The 15,835-nt window shown below is 57.5% G+C and carries 20 protein-coding genes; 14 read left to right on the top strand and 6 right to left on the bottom strand.

The window, feature by feature from the left end:
- Window positions 1–5 precede the first annotated feature (5 nt).
- Together istB and istA are read right to left on the bottom strand one after the other, a co-directional pair.
- Complete coding sequence (istB, locus tag HWN36_RS01530; protein WP_176787327.1) at window positions 6–779, bottom strand: IS21-like element helper ATPase IstB; 774 nt, start codon at window positions 777–779, stop codon at window positions 6–8.
- Window positions 776–2,020: an IS21 family transposase gene (gene istA, locus HWN36_RS01525; protein WP_176787328.1), complete on the bottom strand. Its 1,245-nt coding sequence runs from the start codon at window positions 2,018–2,020 to the stop codon at window positions 776–778. Before istA ends, istB begins: the two co-directional genes overlap by 4 nt.
- Before the next feature lie 686 nt (window positions 2,021–2,706).
- Here istA and HWN36_RS01520 point away from each other — a divergent pair.
- The 5 genes from HWN36_RS01520 (at window position 2,707) to HWN36_RS01500 (ending at window position 8,282) form a co-directional block, all read left to right on the top strand.
- Entirely contained in the window at window positions 2,707–4,215 is a 1,509-nt protein-coding gene (locus tag HWN36_RS01520; RefSeq protein WP_176787606.1) for an oligosaccharide flippase family protein, read from the top strand.
- 103 nt (window positions 4,216–4,318) lie between these two features.
- Window positions 4,319–6,133 (top strand): asparagine synthase (glutamine-hydrolyzing), encoded by a 1,815-nt coding sequence (gene asnB, locus HWN36_RS01515; RefSeq protein WP_176787604.1) that lies wholly within the window; start codon window positions 4,319–4,321, stop codon window positions 6,131–6,133.
- A gap of 140 nt (window positions 6,134–6,273) precedes the next feature.
- Window positions 6,274–7,635, top strand: coding sequence for an oligosaccharide flippase family protein (locus HWN36_RS01510; RefSeq protein ID WP_246269815.1), 1,362 nt, complete (start codon window positions 6,274–6,276; stop codon window positions 7,633–7,635).
- A gap of 177 nt (window positions 7,636–7,812) precedes the next feature.
- A complete protein-coding gene (locus HWN36_RS01505) occupies window positions 7,813–7,998 on the top strand; it encodes a hypothetical protein (RefSeq protein ID WP_176787602.1) in 186 nt (61 codons plus the stop codon).
- Window positions 7,995–8,282 (top strand): hypothetical protein, encoded by a 288-nt coding sequence (locus tag HWN36_RS01500; RefSeq protein WP_176787600.1) that lies wholly within the window; start codon window positions 7,995–7,997, stop codon window positions 8,280–8,282. Before HWN36_RS01505 ends, HWN36_RS01500 begins: the two co-directional genes overlap by 4 nt.
- A 60-nt stretch (window positions 8,283–8,342) precedes the next feature.
- Here HWN36_RS01500 and HWN36_RS01495 read toward each other — a convergent pair whose 3' ends face one another.
- The gene (locus HWN36_RS01495) at window positions 8,343–8,552 is read right to left on the bottom strand and encodes a type II toxin-antitoxin system HicB family antitoxin (protein ID WP_246269814.1); all 210 of its coding nucleotides are present in this window, start codon (window positions 8,550–8,552) and stop codon (window positions 8,343–8,345) included.
- 97 nt (window positions 8,553–8,649) lie between these two features.
- Window positions 8,650–8,853, bottom strand: coding sequence for a hypothetical protein (locus HWN36_RS01490; RefSeq protein WP_246269813.1), 204 nt, complete (start codon window positions 8,851–8,853; stop codon window positions 8,650–8,652).
- 163 nt (window positions 8,854–9,016) lie between these two features.
- On the opposite strand from HWN36_RS01490, the gene HWN36_RS01485 reads away from it, so the two are divergent.
- From HWN36_RS01485 to hepT, 9 genes are all read left to right on the top strand, one after another.
- The gene (locus HWN36_RS01485) at window positions 9,017–9,343 is read left to right on the top strand and encodes a nucleotidyltransferase family protein (protein WP_246269812.1); all 327 of its coding nucleotides are present in this window, start codon (window positions 9,017–9,019) and stop codon (window positions 9,341–9,343) included.
- Window positions 9,336–9,695: a HepT-like ribonuclease domain-containing protein gene (locus HWN36_RS01480; protein ID WP_176787594.1), complete on the top strand. Its 360-nt coding sequence runs from the start codon at window positions 9,336–9,338 to the stop codon at window positions 9,693–9,695. Before HWN36_RS01485 ends, HWN36_RS01480 begins: the two co-directional genes overlap by 8 nt.
- 101 nt (window positions 9,696–9,796) lie before the next feature.
- Window positions 9,797–10,852 (top strand): non-hydrolyzing UDP-N-acetylglucosamine 2-epimerase, encoded by a 1,056-nt coding sequence (wecB, locus tag HWN36_RS01475; protein WP_176787592.1) that lies wholly within the window; start codon window positions 9,797–9,799, stop codon window positions 10,850–10,852.
- A gap of 38 nt (window positions 10,853–10,890) precedes the next feature.
- Window positions 10,891–11,094, top strand: a complete 204-nt coding sequence (locus tag HWN36_RS01470) for a type II toxin-antitoxin system HicB family antitoxin (protein ID WP_176787590.1) — start codon at window positions 10,891–10,893, stop codon at window positions 11,092–11,094.
- Window positions 11,095–11,193: 99 nt separating this feature from the next.
- Window positions 11,194–11,388 (top strand): hypothetical protein, encoded by a 195-nt coding sequence (locus tag HWN36_RS01465; RefSeq protein ID WP_246269811.1) that lies wholly within the window; start codon window positions 11,194–11,196, stop codon window positions 11,386–11,388.
- 51 nt (window positions 11,389–11,439) lie between these two features.
- Window positions 11,440–12,540, top strand: a complete 1,101-nt coding sequence (locus tag HWN36_RS01460) for an RNA-guided endonuclease InsQ/TnpB family protein (protein ID WP_176787588.1) — start codon at window positions 11,440–11,442, stop codon at window positions 12,538–12,540.
- A 41-nt stretch (window positions 12,541–12,581) separates the two neighbouring features.
- Window positions 12,582–13,820: an ATP-binding protein gene (locus HWN36_RS12215; RefSeq protein WP_343044901.1), complete on the top strand. Its 1,239-nt coding sequence runs from the start codon at window positions 12,582–12,584 to the stop codon at window positions 13,818–13,820.
- Between the two features lie 58 nt (window positions 13,821–13,878).
- A complete protein-coding gene (gene mntA, locus HWN36_RS01450) occupies window positions 13,879–14,274 on the top strand; it encodes a type VII toxin-antitoxin system MntA family adenylyltransferase antitoxin (protein ID WP_176787587.1) in 396 nt (131 codons plus the stop codon).
- Entirely contained in the window at window positions 14,261–14,671 is a 411-nt protein-coding gene (gene hepT, locus HWN36_RS01445; protein WP_176787585.1) for a type VII toxin-antitoxin system HepT family RNase toxin, read from the top strand. The genes mntA and hepT overlap by 14 nt, the downstream gene beginning before the upstream one ends.
- Here the strand turns inward: hepT and HWN36_RS01440 are convergent, their stop codons facing one another.
- Both HWN36_RS01440 and HWN36_RS01435 read right to left on the bottom strand, forming a co-directional pair.
- The gene (locus HWN36_RS01440) at window positions 14,672–15,124 is read right to left on the bottom strand and encodes a DUF5814 domain-containing protein (protein ID WP_176787583.1); all 453 of its coding nucleotides are present in this window, start codon (window positions 15,122–15,124) and stop codon (window positions 14,672–14,674) included. It abuts the gene before it with no gap.
- Window positions 15,124–15,753, bottom strand: coding sequence for a DUF2150 family protein (locus HWN36_RS01435; RefSeq protein ID WP_176787581.1), 630 nt, complete (start codon window positions 15,751–15,753; stop codon window positions 15,124–15,126). The genes HWN36_RS01440 and HWN36_RS01435 overlap by 1 nt, the downstream gene beginning before the upstream one ends.
- Window positions 15,754–15,835 lie beyond the last annotated feature (82 nt).

Raw genomic sequence — 15,835 nt, 5'->3', positions numbered from 1 at the left:
GGAACTCATCCTGGCAGGGTGTGTGAAAGAAGCCCCTGCCTCCGTCGTTCCTTCAAGCGATAACTATCCCCTTTAATGTTCAGGGTGGTGCAGTGGTGAAGAATCCGGTCAAGAACCGCTGCGGCGATCACATGATCCCCGAAGATCTCGCCCCACTCCCCGTACGACTTATTCGAGGTGAATATCGTCGATGATTTCTCGTATCTTCGTGAAATAAGGCTGAAGAAACAGTGAGCTCCCTCGCTGTTGAACGGCAAATATCCCATTTCATCGATGATCAGAAGATTGAATTTCGCCAGTGCCTTGATCCTCTCTTCAAGTTTATTCTCCCGGTTCGCTTTCACCAACCGTTCAATGAGGCTGGACGCATTCGCATAATACACCCGAAATCCGTTCTTCACCGCCTCGTGGCCAAGGGCAAGAGCAAGATGGGTCTTCCCTACTCCCGGAGGTCCGAGAAACACCACGTTCTCTGCGTGATGGATAAACCGGAGTGAAGAGAGGTCCCGGATCACCGCGGGATCCAGCGATGGCTGAAAACTCATATCGAAGTCATCCAACCTCTTCTCCATCGGAAAACTTGCTAACCTCATCCTGAACTCAAGCGCACGCTCCTCCTTGCTCTTCACCTCCTGATCCAGCAGGTAGTCGAGGACTTCAAGGGTCGATCGTTCCTCCTTTGCAGCAACCTCAAGATAATTGTCGAGAAGTGCTTCAAAGGTCGTCAATTTCAACCTCTTCAGGTTATCATGAACCCGTTCATAGACCAGAGCGGTCATCGTCGCACCTCCTCGGAGAACTGGTCATAGACTGACAGTGGGCGCTGCTCCACCTGTGGAGCAACGATCGAAAACAGTGGTTTTGAGGTCTTCCTGCACCGTGCATTGCACTGCATGGCCTCAGCAAGAAGGCCGGAAAAGTGCTCCTTCTCCCGGATGACCCGGGCATGGCCGGGAACGATCGTATGCGAACATACCGCTTCGGTGCCGACGCGGACTGTCATCTGATTATCCTGCAGTTCCAGGACGGCCTCCCTCCCGGCATACCGATACGGGACCGAATACCGGTTGCCCCGGTACGACACGTAGGCCTCGCGCGAAATCTTCCGGTGTTCTTCTCTTCGGAGCGGGTAGGGGGGAACGCCAGTCATGGGTTTCAGGTTCTCCTGGTCCAGGCGGTCGAACGGGATCTCGTTCGTGGTCCCGTGGGGCGTGGCGTTGATCCGGTTGAGCCATTGCAGGAGTTGTCGGTTCATGTCGTCGAGGGACGTGAACGTACCTCCCAGCAGGAAATCGCGTTTCAGGTACCCGATGGAGTTCTCAACCTTTCCCTTGGTCTGGGGACAGTAGGGCCTGCAGAGCCGCGGGATAAAACCGTAGTGCGAGAAAAAGTCTTCGAACTTTGCGTTCCACTGGTGGTCGCTGGCACGAAGTGCCCGCTTGAGGATCACCGTCTTGATGTTGTCGTAGAGGATCTCTTCAGTGTAGCCGCCAAAGTAGTCGAAGGCATGGAGATGGCACTGAATGAGGGTGTAGACGTCGGTGGAGAGGGTGAATTCCATGAAGCGCATCCGGGAATACCCGAGGATCATGCTGAAGCAGGAGAGTTTGTGGGAGTGACCGTCTTCCTCGATGTGATTGCACTCTCCCCAGTCGACCTGGGCCTGGACACCGGGTTTGGTTTCATACCGGAGGACAGCCTGTAACGTTTCGCGGGGGCGGATCGTGCTGATATAGTCTTTGACGATGGTACATTTCCCATCAAATCCCATCTCCTGGATTTCACGATAGATCCGGGCTGCACTGAGGGGATACTCGGTGATGCGTTGATGGATATATGCCTTGAACGGGTCGAGTTTGCTCTGTCGGGGTCCACGGGATGCAGGTGCCGGCAGGGTTTGTGCGGCAAGATATTTTCGGACCGTGTTTCGGTGATAGCCGGTTGTGCGTGAGATCTGGCTGATGTTCAGCCCCTGGTGATGCAAGTCGCGTATCATAAAGAACTCCTCCGCAGTGAACATTGCCACAACCCTCAAGAACGTGAATGAGGGTTAGCAGGTGTACACTTTTAGACCGCCGAAAATGCACAAACTTACACCGCCGATGACATCGAGGTGTTATTCTGTTCCAAATCGGCCATATCGAGTTTTTTGAGGTGGTAGCGAACGGACGTTTCGCACGGTACCCGATCCAGGATGTGGGTGATTGAGTGAACTGACTGATTCATTACAGCCATGCCGACCAGAGAAGAAATCAAGTCTGTTTGAGTGAGTTTTCCCTGAATGGGAATGGTTAGATGCTGATCCAGTGCCGAAACAACAGGGGCGCAACAGTCTTTAGGTTTCAGAATGTTGCTCTTTCTGCAGGTCACCCTCGATTTAGGTAAAGGCATGAGGGGAAGCCTGCAATCTATATAGATCTTTCGATTTTGGGCGGGCTCTGGGCGGTAGAGGGAGATTTGGGGTCTCTAAAATTAGCGAAGTACTGGGAGAGGATTGAGGTGTCATCGAAACCGTCGACGAATCTCGCGGTTGTTGATAATTCGGAAAGGGGATCACGTTACTGCGGATGCTGGGTAGATTCGCAATACCATAAATTCTGGATAGCCTCAATATTCTGTGGCGGAGAGACCTCAATTATATAGAACTTGGCGCATGTTGCGATCAGGTACCTCTTCTCTCAGTGTTTTGCGAGTTTATCCGGGGATATGATTATTGATGATTTTATCCCATGGTATAGTGTGTCCCCCGCCCAGCGTCTTACCCACCTTATGGGCATCGATCCCATCAGGAGACAGAGCATAATCAGCCTTATCTCTACGATTGTATTGACAGGCATTGGTTTTCTTGCCACGATGTACTTTGCTCATGTCCTTGGCAAGGCAGCATATGGCGTCTATTCACTATTTCTTGCTTATTATGGGATTTTTACTCTCCTTGGTGAAAGCGGGTTCAGCGGTGCAGCAGTCAAACGAATTTCTGAAGGCAATGAACAGGATCAATATTTCTCGGCATATTTTATTCTACGGATTGTGCTTCTTATAGGTTCTATTACTGCCGTGCTTGCTCTACGCCCTCTGCTTTTTGAACTTGAGACCTCAGGAATGCTACCTTGGTTGCTCCTCGCCCTTATAATTGGAGCGTTTCTCGCGATCCCATCTACAGGTGTTTACGGTACCGGCATGGTCGGCGTGAACCAAATTGCCGGTCTGCTTAATAATGTTACAAAAGTTTTATTGCAGGTTATTGCCGTTTTTCTTGGTTTCGGCGTGGCTGGACTCGCAGGTGGCTTTGTATTTGGTGTACTCGTTGGTGGTCTGGTATGCCTGCCCTTCCTCAAACTCCATTTCACCCACTTTCACATCGGACACCTTAAAAATCTCTTCATCTTCTCTTTCTGGATCTTCCTCTCTGGAACAGGTGCCATCGTCTTCTCGTATGCCGACACGATCCTGGTCGGCTACTTCATGTCCGCTGCCGATGTAGGTGTCTATAGGATCGCCTTCCAGTTCACCACTGCCGCAACTTTCGTTACCATTGCCTTTCAGACCACCCTGTACCCGAAGATCAGCCGCTGGCACGCCGACGGCTTCCTCGACCGCATCACCCTTTCCCTTGCGCGCGCCGTCACCTACTCCCTCCTCCTCGCCGTCCCGGTCGCCGTCGGTGGCTGGGTTCTCGGCGACCGCCTCCTCTACTTCTTCTATGGCGCGGGTTTTGCTGAAGGCACGGCGACCCTCGCGATCCTCCTCCTCATGCAGATAGTCAACGTCTTCATGTATCTCCAGACGATGTGCCTCAACGCGATCGACCGGCCACGCGAGTCCTTCTACGCAACCGGGACGGCAGCGGTCGTGAACATACTCCTCGATCTCGCCCTCATTCCCTTCCTAGGGATCGAGGGAGCGGCGATAGCCACTCTGGTGACGATGCTCATCAATGCAGGGATAGCCAGATATTATCTGTCAAAACAGATCCCGGTGTGCCTCGAACGCGGCCCTGTCCTCCACATCCTCTTCGCCGCCGGGGCGATGGCCATCGTCGTCCTCGCATACCGCCTTGCCATTCCCCTCTCGAATGCCTTCCTCGTCCTCGGCGCCGTAGCTCTTGGGGTGATCGTCTACGGCCTCGTACTCCTGAAGGCCGACGCCGGCCTCCACAACGAGATCAGAGACCTTGTGGTGCAATTCGGCATTCCCTGGCCCAAATGGCTATGAAGCCTTTCTTATGATCATGAATGACAGACATTTTCTTTGAGAAAAAAGCATTCATGTAAGACAACTCTGGATCTATGAGTACTCCATCGCCAGTGAGAATCCCATGTGTGGCATAGCAGGCATCTATAAAACCACAGGCGAGGCCGATCCCTCTCTCCTCAAGACCATGTCCTCCCGCCTCGCCCACCGCGGCCCTGACGGCGAGGGGACCTACCTCCAGGGATCGGTCGGCCTCGCCCACCGCCGCCTCTCCATCATCGATCTCTCCGATCTGGCCGCCCAGCCCATGGCCAATGAGGACGAAACCCTCTGGCTCGTCTTCAACGGGGAGATCTATAACTATCGTGAACTCAGAGAGGACCTTCTCCGCGCCGGCCATGCCTTCCGCTCACAGACAGACAGCGAGGTGATCCTCCATGCCTACGAAGAGTGGGGATCAGAATGTGTCAAAAGGTTCAATGGCATGTGGGCCTTTGCTATCTATGACCTGAAGGAAGACCACCTCTTCTGCTCCAGGGACAGGTTCGGGATCAAGCCCTTCTATTACACGATCGTCGACGGCACCTTCCTCTTCGCCTCAGAGATCAAGGCCCTGCTCGCCCACCCCGAGGTCGGAAAAAGACCCAATGACACGCGCCTGATGGACTATCTTGCATGGGGCGTGCTCGACCACACCCCCGAAACGATGTTTGAGGGGGTCTTCCAGCTCCCACCGGCCCACTCGATGGTCGTCAGGCAGGGGGTGCCCAAAGAGCCGACCCCCTACTGGGACCTCAGGATCTCTGACGCCCTGACCGGGGCCGATGACCGGTCGGCCGCAGACCGTCTCCGCGCCCTCCTCCTCGACGCCGTCCGCCTCCGCCTCAGGAGCGACGTCCCCGTCGGCACCTGCCTCTCGGGCGGCATCGACTCCTCGACCATCACCGCCCTGATCAACGACCTGATCAGGCAGGAAGCCCCCTCCAGTGTCGGCGGGAGACAGAAGACCTTCTCGGCCTGTTACCCGGACGGAAGATTCGACGAAAGCCGATATATCGACGAGGTCGTCAGGGCGACAGGGGTCGATGCACACCGCACCTCCCCTGACCCCGAGGCGTTAAAACAGGATCTGGAGCGCCTCGTCCATCTCCAGGACGAGCCTTTCGGCTCCCTCTCCATCTATGCCCAGTACCGCGTGATGGCCCTTGCCGGGGCGCATGTCAAGGTCGTTCTGGACGGGCAGGGTGCAGACGAGCAACTCGGCGGCTACATCGGCTACATCGTCCCCTATCTCAGGAGCCTGAAGGCCCATCCCCTTGCCCTCCTCTGCGAAGGGGTGTGCGGCAGTTACCGTCATCGCGGCTTCTTCTTCGATGCAAAGAAGCAGATCGCCGCACGATCGGAGCGCCGATCTCTCCTCCGTGGGGCGATCCCCTCAATCGACCGCTATAGCGGAACCCTCCCCGAGGTGCTCACCAGGGAGATCAGGTCCACGAACCTCCCCTCCCTCCTCCACTACGAGGACCGGAACTCGATGGCTTTCGGGGTCGAGTCGCGGGTGCCCTTCCTGGATTACCGGATAGCGGAATACCTTGCCTCTCTGCCCCTGGACCAGAAGATCAGGCATGGTGTGACAAAACATGTCCTGCGGCAGGCGATCCGTGGTCTGGTACCGGAGAATATCAGGTGCCGGATGGACAAGATGGGTTTCGTGACCCCCGAGGAGGTGTGGATGCGGGAGGAACTCCGCCCTCTCATGGAGGATATCCTCGCCTCTGACAGATTCAGGGCGCGGCCATACTGGGACGCGGACCTGGTGCGCCGGAGTTATCTGGCATATGTTGAAGGGCAGGTCACCTACTCCCCTGAGATCTGGCGGATCGTCTGCACAGAAATCTGGCTGCGGACCTTCTTTGACAGAAGAGAAGATAGGGTTTAATCCCCTCCTGAACCCAAAATTATCCCGGTGTCCTCCACTACTCCACTCGCCCGCCTCATGAACATCGACCCCGTCCGCCGGCAGAGCCTGATCAGCCTCGGCTCCACTATCGGGCTCACCCCGTCGGCTTCGTCGCCACGATGTACTTCGCCCATGCCGTCGGGGCGACCGCCTACGGGGTCTTCTCCCTCTTCCTCGCGTACTTCGGGATCTTCAACCTGATCGGCGACGGTGGCTTTGGCGGGGCGGCCGTCAAGCGGATATCAGAGGGGAGAGACCAGAACGCCTACTTCACCGCCTTCCTCTTTTTGAGGGGCGCCCTCCTCGCCGCCTCGGTGGTGGCGGTGCTCGCCCTCTCCGAATATCTCGCGAGCGAAGGGACCGAGAGCATGGTTTTCTGGCTCCTCATCGCCCTGGTGGTCGCCATCTTCTATGGTGTTACGATGAACGGCACCTACGGCGAGGGGATGGTCGGCATCAGCCAGACCGCCGGCCTCCTCAATAACATCGTCAAAGTCCTCATCCAGGTCCTCGCCGTCTTCCTCGGCTACGGCGCCGCCGGGCTGGTAGGCGGATTCATCGCCGGGATGGTCGCCGGCGGCCTTTTCTCCCTCCATTTCCTCCGCCTCCGCCTCGCCCCCTTCACCGCCGCCCACCTCAGAAACCTCTTCACCTTCTCCTTCTGGATCTTCCTTTCCACCAGCGGTGCCATCGTCTTCTCGTACGCCGACACGATCCTCCTCGGCTATTACATGACCACCGCCGACGTCGGCATCTACCGGATCGCCTTCCAGTTCACCGCCGCCGCCACCTTCACCACGGTCGCCCTCCAGACAACCCTGTACCCCAAGATCAGCCGCTGGCACGCCGACGGCGCCCTCGACCGTGTCACCCTCGCTCTCGCCCGCGCCGTCACCTACTCCCTCCTCCTCGCCGTCCCGGTCGCCGTCGGGGGCTGGATCCTGGGCGACCGCCTGCTCTACTTCTTCTACGGCGCGGGCTTTGCCGCGGGCGCCCCGGCCCTGGCCGTCCTCCTCCTGGTGCAGGTCGTCAACGTCTTCATGTACCTCCAGACGATGTGCCTCAACGCGATCGACCGCCCCAGGGAGTCCTTCTACGCCACCGGGACGGCGGCGGTCGTGAACATCCTCCTCGACCTCGCCCTCATCCCCCTCCTCGGGATCGTCGGGGCGGCGGTGGCGACTCTCATCACGATGCTCGTCAACGTGGCGATCGCCCGCCACTATCTCGCACGACAGATCCCGGTGGAGATCGAGCGCGGCCCCACACTCCATATCCTCCTCGCCGCGGGGGCGATGGCCGTGGTGATCCTCCTCTACCGCCTCGCAATCCCGCTCTCAAACGTCTTCCTCACCCTGGGCGCCGTCGCACTGGGGGGGATCGTCTACGGCCTCGTGCTCCTGAAGGCGGACGCTGGACTCCACGACGAGATCAGGGACCTGGTGATGCAGCTCGGGGCACCGTGGCCGCGGTGGCTGTGATCTGCCGGGTAGAGAGCGCTGGAGTAGGGTCTATCGGCAAGAGAAACGCTTCTGGCCCCTCGTGCGAACGGTATCAGCCGCAGCTTCTCTCTGTTTTCAGGAATTAGAAACCCATTTTCCCGAAGAGGATCATTCTCGAAAGTTATTTGTATGGCTCTCCCCTATGGCATAGATGCCATGAATGCCACAAAGCGCATCATTGTCAAGGAAGCCGTATGGGCCGAACTCTCACTGATGAGAGAACCAGGGATGACATTTTCCGAACTGATCGAGACAATGATCGAGCGCGACAAGAAGCGGCGCCTCGTAGAAGACATCAAGCGGATCCAGGAGGAAGAAGATCTCGTGGAGATCTCGCTGTGACATTTTCCGTCCTCTTCAGGCGGTCGGCTGCAGACTCCCTGACCTCACTGCCGGAGAAATCTCAACGCATCATAAAAGAAAAACTCGCCGTTCTCAAAACCGATCCCTATCCCGGAAAAACGGGTGACAAAGAGCGCCTCAACACCGGGGAGATGGATGTTTATCGCCTCCACATTGGGAGGTCGTTTACGGCGCTGTACATCATCCATACCGACAAAAGCATGGTCGAGATCACGCACCTGATGACCATCGAACAGGCGCATAAGCGGTACGGCAGACTCTAAAAAATATTCAGGCCGTTTCACGCGGCTCGCACGGAGCGCTTTTATCCAGAAGAAGATCTCTCAGCCGTTCCTTGCCCGAGGGCTCGGGGATCTCTCTCTTCCTTCCTGCCGGGCGACCGTCATCCAGAGCTCGATGGCGACCTTCACCTCCTCCAGCGCCTCCTCCTCAGTCGCACCGAAGGCAGAGCACCCGGGAAGCTCAGGGACGACGGCGATAAACCCCTCATCCTCGTCGCTGTAGAAGATCTCGATTGCGTATTTATATGGCATTCCTCTCCTCCTGCCAGGGGCAGAATCGTGATCAGGGCAACACTCCTGTCCATCTCCCTCGGTCTGATCACTATGGCCATCTTCCTGAGGGATGGAGTCAGATTATCACCTTCTCGCCGATATAATCATACAACCGGTGTTTGAAGTCGTCAAACTCCCGGATCGTCTCCAGGGCAATGTCATAGAGGAAGCGCTCATCAGAGTAATAGAGCACATGCTCGAATCCTTCGATCGCGGAGAGCCGCGAGAGGACCTGGTCGCGCTCCTGCATGGACAGCACATTCTCCTCAGACGGCATCATCGCACCTCCTCATCCCACATCTCTCTTCTGCCTTCATTATAACCTTCTCGGCTGTCGGCCGACGGCGAGAGAGGTCTATTCTCTCCAGAGCGGTTCGAAAAAACTGTGGAACACTCCCGGGCACAACCGGAATCGTTAATATTCCAGGGGCTGAATGGAGTGCATGGCCGGAACGGTCGAGACAATCCCTGAAACCTGGGAGGTGCGGCAGATCCTTGAAATTCTTAATCAGGCAAAGCCCGATCTCCAGAGAAAATATGGCGTCAGGGAGATCGGCGTCTTCGGGTCCTATTCCAGAAACGAGCAGGTCGAAGGGAGCGATGTGGATATCCTGGTCGATCTTGCAGATCCAATCGGGTGGGATGTCGTGGACCTTCGGGACGACCTGGAGCATCTTCTCGGCCTTAAGGTCGACCTGGTCCTGAAAGGTGGAATCGACCGGCGCAAAAATCTGAGGAGATCCATTTTCCGGGACCTCGTCTATGTCTAAGCGTGAAATTACTTTCTTTCTTGACGATATTCTGGAAGGTATCGGTGCCATTGAGGACTATATCAGCGGTCTCTCTGAAGAGGAGTTCGCCAGCGACCGAAAGACCTTCGATGCCGTGATCAGGAACCTTGAGGTGATCGGCGAGGCCTGCAGCAATATCCCCGACACCCTCAGGGAGCAGTATGCCCGGATACCCTGGCGAAAAATTGTCGGCCTCAGAAACGTTGTCATTCACCATTACTTCGGTGTCGATCCTGAGACGGTCTGGTTCATCATCACCAAGCAACTCCCTGAGTTGAGAGAGCAGATCGAGAAGATGCGTCTCACTCTGAAGCCTCCAGAGAATGAGTGATCCACCAGGGTTACAGATTCCTCCACGAAGGTCCGTAGGATGAACCCCCGCCTCCCCCCATCGCAAACCCTCATCTCCTCCCCCTTCCCACACTCCCCAGCATGAAGATCCTCACCGTCGTCGGCGCCCGCCCGCAGTTCATCAAGTGCGCACCCGTCTCCAGGGAACTCAGAAAAGAGCACGAGGAGATCCTGGTCCACACCGGCCAGCACTATGACCGGGAGATGTCAGACCTCTTCTTCGAGGAGCTCAAGATCCCGCGGCCGGACCACAACCTCGGGATCGGCTCGGGCACCCACGGCCGGCAGACCGGGGCGATGCTCGCCGGGATCGAGGAGGTGATCCTGGCCGAGGAGCCCGATCTCCTCCTCGTCTACGGCGACACGAACTCCACCCTGGCAGGCGCCCTGGCGGCGGCGAAACTCCACGTGCCGGTGGCTCACGTCGAGGCCGGCCTGCGGAGCTTCGACCGCCGGATGCCCGAGGAGATCAACCGGGTGCTCACCGATCATATCTCAGACCTCCTCCTCTGCCCGACAGAGACGGCGGTCGAGAACCTGCGGAGAGAGGGGATCACCGCCGGCGTCCACCTCACCGGCGACGTGATGGTCGACGCCCTTCTCGAGCACGCAGAGGTGGCGCGGGCATCCCCGGTTCTCGCCGACCTCGGGCTTGACCATTACCGCCTCGCCACCGTCCACCGCGCCGAGAACACCGACGACCCGGCACGGCTCGCCGCGATCATGCGGGCGCTCGGCGACCTTGGCGACGTCGTCCTCCCCTGCCACCCGAGGACCGAGAAGATGCTCAAAAACGCCGGGCTGTACGAAGAGGCGAAGAGGAGGATCAGGCTCATCCCTCCGGTCGGCTACCTGGAGATGCTCGCCCTGGAAGCCGGGGCAAAACAGATCCTCACCGACTCAGGCGGCGTCCAGAAAGAGGCCTACGTCCTGGGCGTCCCCTGCATCACGATGCGGGAGACAACCGAGTGGGTGGAGACCGTCGAGGACGGCTGGAACGTGCTCGTGGGGAGCGATTACGATGCGATCGTGGGGGCCGCCCGCACATTCGCGCCCGAGAGGGAGCGGTCGGACGTCTTCGGAAAGGGAGAGGCGGCGAGGGCGATCGCGGCGGTCATCGGGCAGATGGGGGAGTGAGGGGTGGTTTTGCGCGGACGCTATGAGGACGGGATGAAATGACCGGAACGGATCGGATAGATCTCCCGGCTCTTGCCTGTAAAGACGACGATGGCTTCTATGTGGTAGAATGCCCTCTTCTTCCCGGGTGTTATACGCAAGGGAAGACACTTGATGAAGCGTTGAAGAACCTCCAGGAGGTCATCGACCTCTGTCTCGGAGAGGAGGCAACGTGTCCACCCAACCGGTCTGCCCGAGGCTGAAGTAGAGGAGTGACAGCATCGGCGCCCACACCGATCTGCACCTCCATACCCCTGCCGGGGATAATGATTATATCCATAATAATTATAATCACAATCACCATGCGCTTCTACGGCAGGACGGCGGAACTCGGGCTGATGGAGCACCTCTATGCCGCCGCACCCTCTTTCCTGGTCGTCACCGGCAGACGGCGGGTCGGGAAGACCGAACTGATCAGGGAGTTTTGCAGGAACAAGCAGGCCCTCTATTTCTACGATCAAAGCAGGCAGAGTGCTCCCCCTTCAGTGAGGAGGTGAATGCCGTCCACCGATAACTCTATCTAAGGTAAATATCAATGCAGCATTACAATGCTTAGGGCATATCGGTACAGGATCTATCCAACGAAATCTCAAGTCACTCTGTTAGAGCAGACGCTTGAGATATGTCGGTGGGTCTATAACGATACCCTTGCATTGCGAAAGGACGCATGGGAACAAGAACAGCGTTCTATCCCCCTTTTCGAAACAAACAAGATCCTGACCCAGTGGAAGAGGGAGCGCCCTGAACTGAAACAGGTCTATGCTCAGACCCTCCAGAATGTTCAGGTCAGGGTGGACCTTGCATTTAAAGCCTTTTTTCGGCGGGCGAAGGCAGGGGAAAACCCCGGTTATCCCCGGTTCAAGGGGAAAGGTCGATACGACAGTTTCACGTATCCTCAAGGCCAGAAAGGAGGGTTCAAACTCAATGGGGACCACCTCCATCTCTCGAAGATCGGAGATGTGAAGATCGTCCTCCACCGTCCGGTCGAAGGGACGATCAAGACCCTCACGGTCCGGCGGTCTTCGACCGGAAAGTGGTATGCCTGCTTCTCGGTCGAGTATGATCCCACGCCTGCACCGCAGAAAGAGACCGTAGTCGGGATCGATGTCGGGTTAGAGTCCTTTGCCACCCTCTCAAACGGTGAGAAGATCGAGAACCCACGGTTCTTCCGCACCGACGAGAAGGCCCTTGCAAAGGCGCAGAGGAAACTCTCGAAATTAGAGAAAGGAACTCCCGAACGGAAGAAGGCCAGGAAGATCGTCGCACACGTCCACGAACGGATCGCCAACAGACGGCTCAATTTTGCTCACCAGACCTCCCGGCAGTTGGTGGATCGGTTCGGTACGATTGTGTTCGAGGACCTGAACATCACACATATGCAGAAGAACCATCATCTGGCAAAAAGTATTGCAGATGTCGCCTGGAATCTGTTCATCACGATCACAGAGAGCAAAGCGGAAGATGCTGGCTCACGCGTGATCCTGGTGAACCCCAGAAACACGTCTCAAATATGTTCCAGATGTGGGATGATCGTCGCAAAGACACTTTCTGATCGTGTCCATTCCTGCCCGCATTGCGGGTTGGTGATGGATCGCGACCAGAATGCGGCGATCAATATTATGAGATTGGGGCTGCAATCTCAGGGATAACATCCCAGGATGCCCCCGACGAGAGGAGGGGGAGGGGTCACGTGGACGCAAACAAGAGCATCGAAGCCCTGATCGAGGAATTCGGAGAGTTGATGACGAAAACGCTCGACCTGCCCGGCTACATCAGGACCGATACCCCGGAAGCCTTCCTCGAATTTCTCTTCTCCTATGAACGCCCCCTGGTTGTCGTCTTCGACGAGTTTCAGCGCTTCCAGAAGGTCCACCCCTCGTTCATCTCGCAGATGCAGCGGTTCTGGGACCTCAAAGGACGAGCGTCAAACCTCTTTCTCATCGTCTCGGGATCGTCGGTCGGGATGATCAGGAAGATCTTCCTGGACGGCGATGCACCTCTTTTCAGGCGGGCCGATAATATCCTCACACTCCGTCCCTTCGAGCCGCGAGACTGCTTCTCCATTCTCAACGATATCGGCGTGCGGGATCCGGCAGCGCAGCTCGACCTCTATCTCCTCTTTGGCGGGACAATCTACTACTACACCTTCCTGGAGAAGTACGGCTGCACCGATCTGTCCAGTGCTCTTGACCGGCTCGTCCTCAACGACCTCGCCCCCCTCAGGCGGGAGATGAGCGAGGTGATGATCGAGGAGTTCGGGCGCGAGCATGCGACCTATTACGAGATCTTCGCCGCCATCGCAGAGGGAAAGATGGCCCAGAAGGAGATCGCCGATTTCACCGGCCGCGCACCGACCTCCCTCCCGCCGTACCTGCGGGATCTCGTCGACCTCCCCGGGATCCTTGAGTACCGGGTCCCGGTCACCGAGGATAGGCACCGGTCGAAGATGGGGCGGTACGTCTTTTCCGACAATTTCTTCCGGTTTTATGCCCGCTATATCTACCGGAATATGAGCCTGTACGAGGGTGGGCGCTATGATCTCCTGAAGGGCAGGATCCTCTCTGAGTGGAAGGGCTTTTCAGGCCGGGCCTTCGAAGAGATGGTGCGGGCCCTCCTGGTGCGGGAGACGGCCGCACAGTATGAACGGGCCGGTGCCTGGTGGAACAGGCGCGGAGACGAGATCGACCTCCTTGCCCTGGGCTCTCAGGGAAACCTTGCGGTGGAGATCAAGAACCGTGACCTGACCTTCTCGGAGGCGCGGGGCATCCTCTCCGCCCTTGAAAAGAAGATCCCGCGGGTAAAGGGGCTCTCGGGGCCGGTGAAGATGGGGATTGCCGCCCGCACCGTCCAGGGAAAGGAGATGCTGAGGGAGGGGGGCTTCTCCGTCTGGAACCTTGCCGACCTCGGGATCTGCCCGGTGAGAGGATGACGCAGAAGGTATATGTGCATATGATCCCCATCTCAACTAAAAGGGGGTGAAGAAAGGTATGGAAACAGCAGCAGAGGCATGGCCCCACGTGGTCGGGCCGCTTGCAGATCATCCGGCGGTCCTTGCCATCGTCCTCTTCGGCTCCACGGCAACCGGGAACCGGCGACCGTTCTCCGACATCGATCTCTGCATCATCGCCTCCCGCCCCCTCCAGAGAGAGGAGAAAGAGGATCTCTTCAGCAACAGTGCGCCGGGGTTCGACCTCTCCCTCTTCCAGGACCTCCCCCTCATCATCCAGTACCGTGTGTTCAGGGACGGAAAGGTGCTTTTCTGCCGTGACGAGATGCAATTGCAGAGGCTGAAGGGAAGGACCATCAGCAGATATCTGGATTTTTCTCACATTCTCAGACGCTGCTCTGAGCGGGTGCTGGGGGAGTGCCATGCACGATCGTGAACGGATCAGTGTCATCCTTGCGGATATCGACCGATATTGCGCCGACCTGAAGGAGTTCCAGATCCGATCGACAGACGACCTCCATGATAAAAAGACCTATTATGCCGTCTCCATGGTCCTCTTCTCCCTGCTCAACCGGGTGATCGATCTCGGCAGCGAGATGGTGATGGGGGCCGCCCTCGGGACGCCAGCGACCTACCGGGACATCTTCAGGCTGCTGGAGAACGACGGGATAATCGATAGAGAACTGAACCGCGCTCTTTCATCGCTGGTGTATTACCGGAACCTGCTCTCTCACGAATACCATACGTTTGATGAGAGCGACCTTATGGAGATCCTCACACGCCTGCCCCAGATATCATATTTCGTTCAGCAGGTGAGAGCAGCCCTGCGGTGATCACCGCTCCACGTTCTTGATGTGCCGGTCGGTCTCCTTCATCAGGTCGGTGCGGCCCTCGATCCTGGCCACCTCCCTGATCACCTCGAGCACATGGACCGACTCTTCGAGAAACGAGAGGATATCGGCGGGGAAGACCTCGATCCCGTACTCCTCCAGGATCGTCTCAGAGATCTGCCGGTGGTCGAGCCCGGTCTCCCGGTACTCGACGATCGTCTTTGCGAATTTCCGCTCGGGACACCCGCAGTTCGGGTTGTCCCGGCAGGTGCAGGCGAGAAAATCGCGGTGGATATTGAGGAGCTGCTCCCGCACATGGGCGTCGAGGGCGCGGTTGCCCATCGCCGGGGCGACGGCTTCGAGAAAGGCGGTATTGAAGACCCGGTCAGGGAGGCGAAGGCCGGTGACCCTCTCGATCTTGCGGGAGGATCTGAACCTGGCCCGATCGGCGATCACTATACTTCACCGGGCTCTTCGTCGAAGTTCTTCAGGGAGGCGACCGCCTCGGAGATCGTCTCAATCTCAGCGAGCCACTCGTCGAAGATCGTCGGTTCGTCCTTGCTCTTGAGGTAGGTGGCGCTCCACTTGCCGCCGCCGATCATCTGGGCGCCGAGTTTTGCCGCCACATCGAGCGCCGCTTCGGGGTCGTCCCCGGCGACTTTTCTTCCTTCCTTCACCAGGGCCTTCGGGTCGGCCTCATAACCGCCCTCGAGATAGGAGCGGCACGAGGCGAAGAGCGCGAGCAGCGAGATCTGCACCCCGCCGACGAACTCGGCGAGGGCGTCGTCCTCGGGGAGCTCCCGCATCACGATCCCCTCGACCACGCCGAGCTTATCAAGGGCCTCCTCCTTTGAGAACCGCTCGTTCTGGTAGAGTTTGACGATCTTCAGCACCGAGATGGTGATGTCCTCGACAAAACTCTGGAGGGTCTGGAAGCCCGGCGGCATCTCCTCTGCATCTGGATCGCCCTCGAAGTCCGCCTCCCGGAGGGAGGAAAGCCAGTTATTCCAGCGTTCTTCGCTGTAAAAAATATAGAATAACTTCATCGGCTCTTCTGTTTTCGCGCTCTTCTTCGCCATTGACATAGAGGTTGAATACCTCGAATTAAAGAATTTTCTATACAGGATCGGCAAGCACAGATGGTTTTCCCGGGCTTTGGGCGGCACA

The sequence above is a fragment of the Methanofollis tationis genome (genome assembly GCF_013377755.1).
Taxonomy (GTDB): Archaea; Halobacteriota; Methanomicrobia; order Methanomicrobiales; family Methanofollaceae; genus Methanofollis; species Methanofollis tationis.
This window is presented reverse-complemented; position numbering and strand designations above follow the sequence as displayed.

Coding starts and splice junctions, on each gene's coding strand:
- istB (WP_176787327.1), bottom strand. CDS start 779: ATGACCGCTCTGGTCTATGAACGGGTTCATGATAACCTGAAGAGGTTG.
- istA (WP_176787328.1), bottom strand. CDS start 2,020: ATGTTCACTGCGGAGGAGTTCTTTATGATACGCGACTTGCATCACCAG.
- HWN36_RS01520 (WP_176787606.1), top strand. CDS start 2,707: ATGATTATTGATGATTTTATCCCATGGTATAGTGTGTCCCCCGCCCAG.
- asnB (WP_176787604.1), top strand. CDS start 4,319: ATGTGTGGCATAGCAGGCATCTATAAAACCACAGGCGAGGCCGATCCC.
- HWN36_RS01510 (WP_246269815.1), top strand. CDS start 6,274: ATGTACTTCGCCCATGCCGTCGGGGCGACCGCCTACGGGGTCTTCTCC.
- HWN36_RS01505 (WP_176787602.1), top strand. CDS start 7,813: ATGAATGCCACAAAGCGCATCATTGTCAAGGAAGCCGTATGGGCCGAA.
- HWN36_RS01495 (WP_246269814.1), bottom strand. CDS start 8,552: ATGCCATATAAATACGCAATCGAGATCTTCTACAGCGACGAGGATGAG.
- HWN36_RS01490 (WP_246269813.1), bottom strand. CDS start 8,853: ATGATGCCGTCTGAGGAGAATGTGCTGTCCATGCAGGAGCGCGACCAG.
- HWN36_RS01485 (WP_246269812.1), top strand. CDS start 9,017: ATGGCCGGAACGGTCGAGACAATCCCTGAAACCTGGGAGGTGCGGCAG.
- HWN36_RS01480 (WP_176787594.1), top strand. CDS start 9,336: ATGTCTAAGCGTGAAATTACTTTCTTTCTTGACGATATTCTGGAAGGT.
- wecB (WP_176787592.1), top strand. CDS start 9,797: ATGAAGATCCTCACCGTCGTCGGCGCCCGCCCGCAGTTCATCAAGTGC.
- HWN36_RS01470 (WP_176787590.1), top strand. CDS start 10,891: ATGACCGGAACGGATCGGATAGATCTCCCGGCTCTTGCCTGTAAAGAC.
- HWN36_RS01465 (WP_246269811.1), top strand. CDS start 11,194: ATGCGCTTCTACGGCAGGACGGCGGAACTCGGGCTGATGGAGCACCTC.
- HWN36_RS01460 (WP_176787588.1), top strand. CDS start 11,440: ATGCTTAGGGCATATCGGTACAGGATCTATCCAACGAAATCTCAAGTC.
- mntA (WP_176787587.1), top strand. CDS start 13,879: ATGGAAACAGCAGCAGAGGCATGGCCCCACGTGGTCGGGCCGCTTGCA.
- hepT (WP_176787585.1), top strand. CDS start 14,261: ATGCACGATCGTGAACGGATCAGTGTCATCCTTGCGGATATCGACCGA.
- HWN36_RS01435 (WP_176787581.1), bottom strand. CDS start 15,753: ATGTCAATGGCGAAGAAGAGCGCGAAAACAGAAGAGCCGATGAAGTTA.